This window comes from Leptotrichia wadei (assembly GCF_007990445.1).
Classification (GTDB): domain Bacteria; phylum Fusobacteriota; class Fusobacteriia; order Fusobacteriales; family Leptotrichiaceae; genus Leptotrichia; species Leptotrichia wadei_A.
In genome coordinates this window covers 2,073,946-2,086,415 of the sequence record NZ_AP019841.1, presented here as the reverse complement: position 1 = coordinate 2,086,415, position 12,470 = coordinate 2,073,946, and the positions used below count along the sequence as shown (strand labels likewise).

Annotated in this window: 12 protein-coding genes and 1 pseudogene; 10 read left to right on the top strand and 3 right to left on the bottom strand. The window is 29.8% G+C overall.

Going from position 1 to position 12,470, the window contains the following annotated elements; genetic code table 11:
* The first annotated feature begins 111 nt into the window (after positions 1–111).
* Positions 112–339 carry a helix-turn-helix domain-containing protein gene (locus FVE74_RS11990; protein WP_232053957.1) on the top strand — a complete coding sequence of 76 codons (228 nt, stop codon included), beginning with the start codon at positions 112–114 and terminating at the stop codon, positions 337–339.
* Between the two features lie 15 nt (positions 340–354).
* Positions 355–1,209 (top strand): annotated as a pseudogene (locus FVE74_RS09860) (RNA-guided endonuclease InsQ/TnpB family protein); the annotation flags it as partial.
* A gap of 307 nt (positions 1,210–1,516) precedes the next feature.
* Here the strand turns inward: FVE74_RS09860 and FVE74_RS09855 are convergent.
* Positions 1,517–2,041, bottom strand: coding sequence for an OmpA family protein (locus FVE74_RS09855; RefSeq protein ID WP_147004360.1), 525 nt, complete (start codon positions 2,039–2,041; stop codon positions 1,517–1,519).
* Between the two features lie 318 nt (positions 2,042–2,359).
* On the opposite strand from FVE74_RS09855, the gene FVE74_RS09850 reads away from it, so the two are divergent.
* From FVE74_RS09850 to FVE74_RS09820, 7 genes are all read left to right on the top strand, one after another.
* On the top strand, positions 2,360–3,298 hold the full coding sequence (locus FVE74_RS09850) for an Hsp33 family molecular chaperone HslO (RefSeq protein ID WP_147004359.1): 939 nt from the start codon (positions 2,360–2,362) through the stop codon (positions 3,296–3,298).
* Positions 3,299–3,325: 27 nt separating this feature from the next.
* The gene (locus FVE74_RS09845) at positions 3,326–4,252 is read left to right on the top strand and encodes a D-alanine--D-alanine ligase (RefSeq protein WP_018499170.1); all 927 of its coding nucleotides are present in this window, start codon (positions 3,326–3,328) and stop codon (positions 4,250–4,252) included.
* 73 nt (positions 4,253–4,325) lie between these two features.
* Positions 4,326–4,805 carry an S-ribosylhomocysteine lyase gene (locus FVE74_RS09840; RefSeq protein WP_147004358.1) on the top strand — a complete coding sequence of 160 codons (480 nt, stop codon included), beginning with the start codon at positions 4,326–4,328 and terminating at the stop codon, positions 4,803–4,805.
* Positions 4,806–5,039: 234 nt separating this feature from the next.
* Positions 5,040–5,741 carry a hypothetical protein gene (locus tag FVE74_RS09835; RefSeq protein ID WP_147004357.1) on the top strand — a complete coding sequence of 234 codons (702 nt, stop codon included), beginning with the start codon at positions 5,040–5,042 and terminating at the stop codon, positions 5,739–5,741.
* 17 nt (positions 5,742–5,758) lie between these two features.
* Positions 5,759–6,364, top strand: coding sequence for a hypothetical protein (locus FVE74_RS09830; protein WP_147004356.1), 606 nt, complete (start codon positions 5,759–5,761; stop codon positions 6,362–6,364).
* Between the two features lie 78 nt (positions 6,365–6,442).
* Positions 6,443–7,207 carry a TatD family hydrolase gene (locus FVE74_RS09825; protein ID WP_147004355.1) on the top strand — a complete coding sequence of 255 codons (765 nt, stop codon included), beginning with the start codon at positions 6,443–6,445 and terminating at the stop codon, positions 7,205–7,207.
* Positions 7,208–7,220: 13 nt separating this feature from the next.
* Positions 7,221–9,122, top strand: coding sequence for a S8 family serine peptidase (locus FVE74_RS09820; RefSeq protein WP_147004354.1), 1,902 nt, complete (start codon positions 7,221–7,223; stop codon positions 9,120–9,122).
* A gap of 94 nt (positions 9,123–9,216) precedes the next feature.
* On the opposite strand, the gene FVE74_RS09815 is transcribed toward FVE74_RS09820, so the two are convergent.
* Positions 9,217–9,672, bottom strand: coding sequence for a low molecular weight protein-tyrosine-phosphatase (locus FVE74_RS09815; RefSeq protein ID WP_010127051.1), 456 nt, complete (start codon positions 9,670–9,672; stop codon positions 9,217–9,219).
* A 109-nt stretch (positions 9,673–9,781) separates the two neighbouring features.
* Positions 9,782–10,720: a hypothetical protein gene (locus FVE74_RS09810; RefSeq protein WP_147004353.1), complete on the bottom strand. Its 939-nt coding sequence runs from the start codon at positions 10,718–10,720 to the stop codon at positions 9,782–9,784.
* Between the two features lie 427 nt (positions 10,721–11,147).
* Between FVE74_RS09810 and eno the strand changes: the two genes are divergently transcribed.
* Entirely contained in the window at positions 11,148–12,458 is a 1,311-nt protein-coding gene (eno, locus tag FVE74_RS09805) for a phosphopyruvate hydratase (RefSeq protein WP_147004352.1), read from the top strand.
* The last annotated feature ends 12 nt before the right edge of the window (positions 12,459–12,470 follow it).

The window sequence follows — 12,470 nt, the reverse complement described above, 5'->3', positions numbered from 1 at the left end:
AAAAAATTGAAAAAAGGATACTCTTATGATACAATTTTTGTATAAATAATGATAAAATCTCTAAAGAAATAATTAAAAATAATATTCAAAATCAAAAGGAGGTGTAATTTTATGAAATATAATTTGGCATTCAAATACAGAATTTATCCAAATAAAGATCAAGAATTGTTGATAAACAAGACTTTTGGATGTGTTCGTTTTGTTTACAATACGATTTTATATATCGCTAATAAAATTTATGAAGAAACTGGAAAAAATAAAATAGTTACACCTGCCAGTTTGAAAAGTGAAAATCAATTTTTAAAAGAAGTAGATAGTCTGGCACTTTCAAATGCTTAATTAAATGTAAGACGATCGTTTACGAACTTTTTTCAGAAGAGAGCGAAATTTCCAAGGTTCAAATCTAAAAAGAATAATGTTAAAAGTTATACAACAAATTGTGTGAACAATTCGATACGAATTGAGGAAAAAAAATATTTAGTTTTGCCAAAATTGAAAAGAATAAAATTAAAATATCATAGAGAAATACCAAAGAATTATAGAATAAAGTCGGTAACATTGACAAACAGTAATGGAAATTACTATGTTTCTATTTTGACGGAATTTGAAAAAGAAATTCAAAAAATGCCAAATAGTGATAAAGTGATTGGACTTGATTTTTCAATGTCTGAATTATTTATTAGTTCTGAAAACCAAAGGGCTGATTATCCAAGATATTTTAGGATGTTGGAAGAAAAATTGAAAAAATTACAAAAATCATTGTCAAGAAAAGTGAAATTTTCTAAAAATTGGTATAAACAAAAAATGAAAATATCAAAATTGCATGAGTATATCAAAAATTGCCGAAGAGATTTTCTACATAAATTATCGAAAAAATTGTCTGAAACATATAATGCTGTGGTTGTTGAAAATTTGAATATGAGAGGGATGAGTCAGGCATTAAATTTTGGAAAAAGTATAGGAGATAATGGATGGGGAATGTTTTTGAGGATGCTTGAGTATAAACTGATGTTTTTAGGGAAACAATTTTTGAAGATAGATAAGTGGTTTCCATCATCGAAAATTTGCAGTAAATGTGGAAATATTAAAGAGGAACTGAAATTATCAGAAAGAAGTTATAAATGTGAGTGTTGTGGGATTGAAATTGATAGAGATTACAATGCGGCATTGAATATAAAAAACATTGGAAAAGCAATGTTGAAATATTAAAAAATAAAAGAAGACAGGGTAGGAACTACCCAAAGAGCTTGGTAAATATATTTGGCTAGCAAAAGCAGGTACTTCCCAAGAAGCTCCTGCTTCTAAAAGCGGGAGTAGTTCACTTATTTATTATTTGAAAATAAATATCAGGTTTAATCTGCTAAAAAGATTTACAACATATCCATTATTCAAATTGGGTTTAGTATTAGAATAAGGAGAAGCACGAGATATTAAAAAACGCCAGTCACCACTTTATAAATGGAAATTCTGGCGTAATTTAAAAAAAATTATAAGTTTTTATGTGAATAAAAAATTATTAATTTACAAATTGAACTTCAATCCGTCTATTTGCTGCTCTTCCTTCTTCTGTATCATTTGAAGCGACTGGGTTAAGATCACCATTTCCTTTTGTTTCAATTATTTTTTCAGGAGCAAGTCCAAGTTCAATTAATTTTTCTTCAACACTTTCAGCTCTTCTTAAAGATAATTCTTTGTTATATTGTTTAGTCCCTTTGGAATCAGTATATCCGATTATAGAAACTTTATAATTTTTAGATTCAATATAATTTGTTAATTTTTCCAGTATAGGATTGTATTCTTCCTTTATTGTGGCACTATTAAAATCAAACTTTAATTTACTTGTATCCAGTACGACAACATCAGATTCATCTTTGCTTTTTGATACTTCAAGATCATCTATATTGTTTTCTCCGTCAACTTCAACTGCAGTAGTTCTCATCGCATTATCACGAAGATTTGATGTTGTAATTTTTTTTGCTGTAGTTGGAGCAGAAACTAATAATACAGATAACATTGCAGTTATTTTTGATTTTTTTTCCATATTAGACCTCTCTTCCTTTTTTATTATAATATATTTTTTAAAATCTAAATTTTTACAATTATATAACTAAATAAAAAAGTATAAACATATTTGAATTATACTTTCCTTTATTTAGTATAGCATATTCTTTTTAATTTTCATAGATTTTTTTTTGATAAAACTGAAGAAAAAGTAAAAATTGAATTGCCTTGTTTTTTTGTATAGAATATGATATTCTAGTAATATGATTTTGAAAGCATAATTAAATTTATTTAAAATCAAATTGATAAAAATTAATACTATAGCGTAGTGTTAAAATAGAAGAGGGATGTAAAAAATATGGAAAAATCAAAAATAATTAGAGGAACAAGCAAATGTGCAAGATTTTTTGTTTGTGATACGACAGAAATCGTGAGGGAAGCAAAAAAAATACACGATCTTGATCCGATAGCAACTACGATTTTTGGGAAATTGCTGACTGCGACTGCTATGATGGGGAAAGATCTGAAAAATGAAAAGGATTTGGTGTCGGTTAGAATTAATGGGGACGGGCCTTATGGAAATATGCTTGCAACTGGGAATATGAATGGAGAAGTAAAAGGTTATATTGCAAATCCTGAGGAAAAATTTCATCAGATTGTGGATGAAAATGGTAATTTTATAAAGGACGAAACGGGGCAAATAAGATTTATTGGAAATGGAACAATGCAGGTTATAAAGGACTTGGGATTACGTGATCCGTTTTCTGGCGTTACTCAAATAAATGAAGAGGATATTGCTGATATTGTCGCCCATTATTTTCTTTTGTCTGAACAAATAAAATCCGTTGTTGCACTAGGAGTGAAATTGAATGAAAATGGCGAAGTAAAAAGGGCTGGTGGTTATTTAATCCAGCTGCTGCCAGGAGTAGAAGACGGATTTATTGACAAATTAGAAAATAAATTGCTGCAAATTAGAACAATTACTGAACTTTTAGAAGGTGGAATGAGCCTTGAACAGATTGTGGAGCTGCTTTACGAGGATATTTCAGTATTTGAAGATGAAACAGATGTTGATGGTGCCCATAAAAAAGTTTATGTGGAAGATTTTGAAATTTTGGAAAAATCAGATTTGGAATACAAGTGTAACTGTACAAGGGATAAGTTTTACAGAGGATTAATTACGCTTGGAAAAGATGAAATTAATAAAATTTTGGAAGAAGAAGGAAAAATTGAGACTGAATGTCATTTTTGCAGAAAAAAATATGAGTTTACAAAAGATGATTTTAATTGGGATTAATTATAAAATAATAAGGAGATGAAAAGAATGTCAAAATTAAGAGTAGGTGTAATACGTGGGGGAGTTTCGACGGAAAGAGAAGTGTCGCTAAAAACAGGAAGTGAAATTGTAGCAAATTTAAATAGAGATAAATATGAAGTTTTTGATATTGTAATTGATACTGAAAAGGAAGTTTATGAAAAAATAAAAGACTTGAATCTAGATTTTGCTTACATTGCTTTACATGGTGTATTTGGAGAAGATGGAAGAATACAAGCAATTTTACAAAGTTTTGGAATTGCTTACAGTGGGCCTGGAGTGATGTCAAGTGCAGTTTGTATGGATAAGGAATTTTCAAAAAGAATTGTGTCTGAATACGGAGTTAGAATTGCAAAATGGAAAAGTGTTCGTGTAGGAGAAACAGTTGATTTTGAAACAGTAAAAAAAGAATTAGGAGATCATCTTATCGTAAAACCAAATAACGGTGGTTCAAGTATTGGAGTAAGTTTTGTAGAAACAGAAGAAGAATTGAAAAAAGGGTTAGAACTTGTATTTGGAATGGATAAAGAGGCTTTAATTGAAGAAGTATTACATGGAGTGGAAATAAGTGTGCCAGTAATTGGTGGAAAAGTTTTCCCAACAATAAGAATCGAAGCTCTTGCTGGAGATTACTTTGACTACGAATCAAAATATGCAAAAGGTGGAGCAAAAGAATATGTGTTTGAATTCCCAGAAAAAGTACAAGCTGAAATTAACAAATTTGCACAAGATAGTTATTATGGATTAAAATGTGAAGGATTCGCAAGAATTGACTTTATGGTAGTAAACGAAGAAACACCATATTTCATGGAAGTAAACACATCACCAGGAATGACAGCTGCAAGTTTATTGCCAAAAAGTACAGCTTCAAAAGGATACAGCTACTCAGAAACATTAGATTTATTAATTGAATCTTCATTAAAAGTGGAAAGATAAACAAAAGTAAATATTCATAAAGCAAGGGGACAAAACCCCTTGTTATCAAATATATCAAAATATGGAGGAAAATATGGAAAGAATAGCAAGTTTTACAGTAGATCATAAAAAATTAAACAGAGGAATTTATGTATCAAGAATTGACGAAATTAATGGAAATTACATCACAACTTTTGATGTGAGAATGAAGCTGCCAAACAGAGAACCAGTTATAAATATTGCAGAACTTCACACAATGGAACATTTAGGAGCAACATTTTTAAGAAATCATCCAACTTGGAAAGATGAAGTTGTATATTTTGGACCAATGGGTTGCAGAACAGGATTTTATGTAATTTTGAAAGGAAAATTAGAATCAAAGGACATCATTGACTTAATGAAAGAACTTTACAAATTTATGGCAGAATTTAAAGGAGAAATCCCAGGAGCAACTGCAATTGAATGTGGAAACTATTTAGATCAAAACTTGGCGATGGCTAATTTTGAATCGAAAAAGTTTTTGGAAGAAACTTTGGAGAATTTGACGGAAGCGAATTTGGTTTATCCTGAGTAGAATATAAACATTTGGATGTGTTCTAAAATATATTGAATAATTTATTTGATAGTTTTTAGGCACATCTTATGTTGCATAATAGATTATTATAAATTTTTATCTTAGCAAGAGTCAAGACTTCTTGTTAGAGAGTAAATAAAATTAAAAAAAAACAAATTGTAAAGATATTAATATTTATTTGAATTTCTATATTTTTGAAAATGACAATTAGAAAGTAAAAAGGAGAGATTTTTTATGAAAAAAATACTGATGTTATTTTTGGTTGTTTTTTCGTTAAGTTTTTCATTTGAATTAAAAAAAGAAAATTTTAAAATTACGAAAAATAAGAGTTTAAAATTATCAGAAGAGGAAATGAAAAATCAAAGTGAAAAAGTTGTTGAAGTTTTTAATAAGGAAATTTCAGATAGGATAGAAAGTAAAAATAAGGGTATTGAATATTCGGAAAATACTAATTTGGAAACAGGTGAAAAAAATTTTAAAGTGAATGTACCTGATGTTTTGATGAATAATAAAGTTTATGAAAAAACAATTTATAAAATTGAAAAGATTAACTTTATTTCAAAAAATAAAGTGGAAGTAATTTATACTGAAAAATCTCCAAATATTTTTGAAATTATCTTCTCTGAAGAATTTAATAAAAAACTGGAAGATAAAGTTTCAAAAGAATTGGGATATAAATTGGATAATGAAAAAATTCAAAAATTGTCCAATGAAGAAAGACTGAAAGCAAATGCAATAATTTTGTCTGAATATCAAAATGAAATGATAAAGATATTGGATAATAATCAGTTTGAGTATATGACTAATAAAAATAAGATGATTTTGGAAAGAAAGAAAAAAGGATGGGAATATAAAGATGAAGAAACATTAGAAAGTGATGGTTTTGATATTTTTGATTCTATGTTTGAAATTTTGGAAAATAATTTGAATAAATGAGGATGAGGTATGAGTAAATGAAGAAGATGTTAATGTTATTTTTACTAACAGCAAGTCTTGGATTTTCTGCGAATTATAAGGTGGAAGTTAAGCCAAATGTAAAAATTCAACAGTCAGAAATTGAAAAGAATAATTTGGAAATTGAAAAAGTTTTTTTGGAAAATACAAAACGAGATACTCTTGAAGGAATAAAAGAGGTTGACAATCAGATTGCAGAACAAAAAGATGAATTAGGAGCAAGATTTTTTGGCGAAATTTTGAAAGAATATATGAGAAATATGGAATATCGTATTAAGGAGATAAATTATAATTCTAGTTCAAGTGCAGATTTAAAATTTGTTTTAAAAGCACCAAAATTAAATTTTAATTCTCTTTTGGGAGATGAAGACCAAGAAAAAATAAATAAAACATTTGAGCAAAAAACTGGAAAATCAATAAAATATTTGTCAAATGTTTCAGGGGAAGATTTTCAAAAGAAATGGATGCCAACCTTGATAGATATAGTATCAAAAACGGTTTCAGATAAAATTAAAAATATAAAAGAATTTGATGAAAAAGAAGGAACTGTAGAAGCAACAAAAATTAATGGAAAATGGAATATTATAATGAATAATTTAAAATAGAACATTTTAGAAAATTAATAAGATTAGAATTTTTTAATATAAAAATTAAAAATTTTTTGTAACAAAGGAAGGATTGAAATGGCAAAAATAATAGACACACATACACACATTTACGACGAGCAATTTGCAGAAGATTTTGATGAAGTTGTGGAACGGATTGAGGAGCAATTGGAAAGTGCTGTTGTTATTGGGTGTGATTTGGAAACTTCGCTTACGAGTGTGGCTCTTGCGAATAAATATCCGTTTATTTATGCGGTAATTGGAGTTCATCCTGTGGATATAAAAAAATATAATGATGAAGTAGAAAAAGAACTCGAAAGATTGGCATTGACTGAGAAAAAGGTTGTTGCGATTGGGGAAATCGGACTGGATTATCACTGGATGGAAGATCCGAAGGATGTTCAGATTGCTGGATTTAGAAAGCAGATAGAACTTGCTGAAAGAGTGAAAAAGCCTGTTGTGATTCATACGAGGGAAGCATTGCAGGATACGATTAATGTTTTGAAGGAATATCCGAATGTTGGTGGGATTTTGCATTGTTATCCAGGATCGCTTGAGGCGGCAAAACCACTTTTAGATAGATATTATATCGGAATTGGTGGGACTTTGACATTCAAGAATAATAAAAAGACGAAAGAACTTGTGAGAGAACTTCCTTTGGAAAAGATTGTCCTAGAAACAGATTGTCCATATTTGACACCAGTTCCTTTTAGAGGGAAAAGAAATGAGCCGATTTATACAAAATATGTGGCGGAAGAAATTGCTAGAATTAAGGAAATTTCAGTGGAAGAAGTTATAAGAGTAACTACGGAAAATGCGAAGAAAATTTATGGAATAGAATAAAAAGGAGCAATAAGTGAAGAAGATAAAGTTTTTAATAATTCTTGCGAGTATGATTTTGAATATAAATGTATTTGGGGCAAAGCTGGTTTATACTGATAAAAAAACAGAGGTATCTGATTATGATGTAAAAGAAAGTTTAGTAAAATATCAAAAGAATGAGTATAAAAAAGGTAAAACTTATTACGCTATAACTGATAATACGACAGGATACGACAATTGGGAGGAAGAAGTTGGGGGTGTAATGCCAAGAACATATCTTCCTGAAAATTGGAAAAAAATAGGGAAACATCCGTTAAAAGATCAGGAAGGCGAGGATCATACGACACTTGCAACAAAAACTTTTCTTGAAACTACAGGGCTTGATGCAAGTCAAGTGATAAACTACGGTGCTGAAAATGAATGGAATATGCTAGAAGGAATATTTTCATATAGTACAAGTACACCATATTATTCACAGTATTTGTTGACAGATAATGCATGGTATTTTGGAAATGTAATAAATGAAACACTTTTAAATAATTATATGTCAAGACTTGCGACGACAAATACAGATGATAGAAATTTATTAATAATAGCTTTTCCAAATGCTGAAGAAAAGAAAAATAACTCTGATGCCGAAGTGCTGCTTAATGATGCAACTGCGAAATTTCCCTTGTATAGTGATGAAATAGCAAAGTTATTTAGAAGCCAGCGAATAATGGTTGATGCTGCAAATTGCTTTAATTATGGGAAAAAAGATGTAACTAATTTTGTTTTGCTGAATGAAAGCTATAGAGGTAAGAAAATATCGGATTTTTCAAATAAATGTACAATGTCACAGAAGAATGATGAAGTTGGAGCAGATGCATTGTATGCACGAGGTAATACAATAGTAGCACTTGGAAATATATATAGTAAGGTAAATGACTCAAGTGAATTTGGAACAAGTTTTGCAACCCCTAGAACGGCTGGATATGCGGCAATTATTTTGAATAAATTTAAGGGACTGACTTATCATCAGGTTAAAGAAATTCTTTTGACTACGGCTTATCGTGAAAGAGACAGGCTTGACAATCAGATGGGCTGGGGAATTGTGAATATTAGAAAAGCGCTTAATGGTCCGACAAATTTGAATGCGGGACTGATTGAAGAAAATAAATTCTATACTGGGATGTATGATAAAATTTTTAATAAAAAAAGTAATGACATTTATTTTTGGGCAGAACCTGAAACTGACTGGATCTGGACTAATGATATAGACAGTGGATTAAGTGACAAGCCAAGCGGAACATCAACTTATATTATGGCTTTGGATAAGGATGACAACAGTATAACAGGAAAAGTGACAATACAAAATTATTTGTCAAGTGAAGAAAACTTTTACAAGGAAACTAGTAAATATGTGCCAGGACTTAGAAAAGCCGGGAAACATAAACTGACTATAACTGGGGATTTGCTTTATGGCGGAGAAACTCAGGTTTTGGAAGGGACACTAAAACTTACTGGAAATATACCTGACAGCACAATAGTTGTCTATGAAGGAGCGACACTTGAACTTTGTGGAAATGCAAATAAAGTTGTACTTGCCGGTGGGAAAATTGAAGCATGTCCGAGCGCTAAATATACGCTTGTGAATGAAGATAGGGAAGATATTGAAGTAAATAAGAAAAAAGTGATTGATATTCCAAAACTTTTTTATTTTACTCAAAGCAACAAAATTGAAACTAATAATTTTAAAGATTATGATAAATATAATAAGTTTTTAAATAAACATTATCATCACATAAAAAGCAATTATAATTTTGGGAAAATGCCTAAGAATGAATTTTATGCTGGAAAAAACCAAGTTTATGCACATGATTATTCTTATAAATTAACTGGAAAATGGGATTTTACTGATACTTATGAATTTTATAAATATATGAATGAAAAATAAAATAATAGATTAATAAAATTAATACTATTAAAAAAAAAGTTTTTATCATAAATTCTAAATTAACAAGGGGTTTTTACCCCTTGCCATAAAATAATTAAATTTCTTCTTTCAATTTTTTCATCAAAGCCTGACAGCCTTTTGTGACATCAGCAAATGTCTGCTCAAAATCTCCTGTAAACCAAGGATCGGCAATATCACGGCTTTCATTCGCATATTCCAAAAGTCTTTTAACTTCTCCTGCTTTTCTTCCATTTATAAATGAATTAATATCTTTTATATTATTTTCATCCATTCCAATGATGTAGTCAAACTCCAAATCCGAATCTTCGAGAGTCCGAGAGTACATTCCAGCAGTAGAAATTCCTTCTTTTTTCAATCTTTCACGAGTTCCGTGATGAACAGGATTTCCGTGTTCCCAAGAACTTGTTGCCGCAGAGTCAATTATAATTTTATCTTGCAAATTCTCATCTGCAACCATTTTTTTAAAGACAGCCTCAGCCATTGGAGAACGGCATATATTTCCAAGGCAGACAAATAATACTTTTTTCATTTCTTCTCCTTTTGATTTTATTTTTACTTTTCGTTATTTTTCATAAATTAGATTTCATAAATTAAATTTTTCGTTTTAAAATCATAAATTTTAAAAATAAAAAATAAAATTAATTGTTGTAGGTTTCACAACGGTTTAACCAGCCTCTAAGCCATCTTTGCTCATTTTTAGCACCAGAATTTTTCACTCTTCTTTCAAGCACAGATTTTGCCGACTGACTAAATTCTTCAAGTGCAGCTCTTCCAGTTTGAGAACCTTTCATATTTTCCAAAACTTGCAGAAGTCCCCATCCTTGTCCATTGTAAGTTTCTGATGGCGAAATTCCCTCACCTTTGAAATTTACATAGTCAATTAATGGATATAAGCCATTTGGCGAGTTTGCAACACGGTAAAATTGCTTTTTGACATTTTCTTTATTTTTTGCAACTTTTAACATTTTTTCCAGCGAATCTTCCAGACGGTTGAAAATAAATTCAATTTGCGTATCCTGCGTGCTGTAAAGAAAATTAATCAGTTCGGTAATTTCTGGATTATTATTTTGTTTTAATTTCAAAAATTCTTCTCGGCTTTTCCAAGGTGCAAATTTGTTATCTTTAATAATTTTTGGCAATTCAATATTTTTAGATTTATAAAATTCCACAAGTGGCGGAAAACTTTCTTCAAATTTACCTTTTTCATTCTTTTTATACCAAATAAAATGTCCTATTCCAAGTGACGGAAAATTCTCTCCGCTATTCCAAACAACCAAGTCATTCTTTTTCCCAGCAGCTTCATTTTGAAAAATTCTTTTAGCCACACGGTTAAGTTCTTCTTTTGAAATCGATAATTTTGGTCTTTCACTTAAATTTTGAGAGTTTTTATTTTTATCTTCGTTGATATTAATATTTTTAGTTATATTTTTATTTTGATTTAAGTTATCTGCTTTTTTAACAACTTTTTTCACATTTTCATTTTTTGCTTTTGGCGATTTTTTAAAAAATCCAAAAGATGTCAAGGAAGCTGATAATGCTCCGAGTAAAATAATTGCTTTTATTTTTTTTGATTTCATGATTTTCCTCCTTTTTTTAGTAATTTTATCATATTTTCAAGATTTTATAAAGTAATTGTTTTTTCTTATTTTTATTCAATTAAAAAAATGATATAATTTGTTAATTCTTTTTTATTTTTTATGATTGATGAAGAAATTGCAAATAAAAAATTATGTGAACAAAGTAAGCAGAAAGCGGGAAATACCTATATTTCTAAAGAAATAAAGAAAGTAACTGTGAAAAATGTGGATTATTTAGACAAATATTTTAACGAATTATAATTATGAAGATTGAATGTGAGAAAATATTTTTATTTATCTAAATTTAATAAAATTTATTAAATTTTTTTCAAAAAATTGAAATTTTATTTTGAAAATCGGCACACATTGTGATATAATTAGAGTTGAGAAATGTTATTAATAAATAAATTTATGGAGGTAATTAGAAATGACTAGAATTGAAGATATCTATGCAAGAGAGATACTTGATTCAAGAGGAAACCCAACTGTGGAAGTTGAAGTTTACTTAGAAGGTGGAGCAATGGGAAGAGCATCTGTACCATCAGGAGCATCTACTGGAGTGCACGAAGCAGTTGAATTAAGAGATGGAGACAAATCTAGATATTTAGGACAAGGTGTTTTAAAAGCAGTAGAAAATGTAAACAAAATTATTGCTGAACACTTAATCGGATTTGACGCATTAGATCAAGTTGCAATTGATAAAGCTATGATCGAATTAGATGGAACTCCAAACAAAGGTAAATTAGGAGCAAACGCTATTTTAGGTGTTTCATTGGCAGTAGCTAAAGCAGCAGCTAATCAATTAGGTATACCTTTATACAGATACTTAGGTGGAGTAAATGCTAAAGAATTACCAGTACCTATGATGAACATCTTAAATGGAGGATCTCACGCAGATTCAGCTGTTGACGTTCAAGAATTCATGGTACAACCAGTAGGAGCTAAAACTTACAAAGAAGCTTTAAGAATGGGATCTGAAATTTTCCACCACTTAGGAAAAATCTTAAAAGCAAATGGAGATTCTACTAACGTAGGAAACGAAGGTGGATATGCACCATCTAACATTAACGGTACTGAAGGAGCTTTAGATGTAATTTCTCAAGCTGTTGAAGCTGCTGGATACAAATTAGGAGAAGATGTTACATTCGCAATGGATGCCGCTTCATCTGAATTTGCAACTAAAAATGAAGATGGATCTTACACTTATACATTCAAAAGAGAAGGTGGAGTTGTAAGAAATTCTGATGAAATGATCGAATGGTATAAAGGATTAACTTCTAAATATCCAATCGTATCAATCGAAGATGGATTAGCTGAAGATGACTGGGACGGATTCAAAAAATTAACTGATGCTATTGGAGATAAAGTACAATTAGTAGGAGACGATTTATTCGTTACTAACACTAAGAGATTAGCTGAAGGAATTGAAAGAGGAATTGCAAACTCAATCTTAATCAAAGTTAACCAAATTGGTACTTTAACTGAAACATTAGACGCTATCGAAATGGCTAAAAAAGCAGGATACACTGCAGTAGTATCTCACAGATCAGGAGAAACTGAAGATGATACAATTGCTGATATCGCAGTTGCTACAAATGCAGGACAAATTAAAACAGGATCTGCTTCAAGAACAGATAGAATGGCTAAATATAACCAATTATTAAGAATTGAAGATGATTTGGCAGATGAAGCTATTTACGAAGGTAAAAAAGCATTCTATAACATTAGATTAAAATAATAGATTAATATT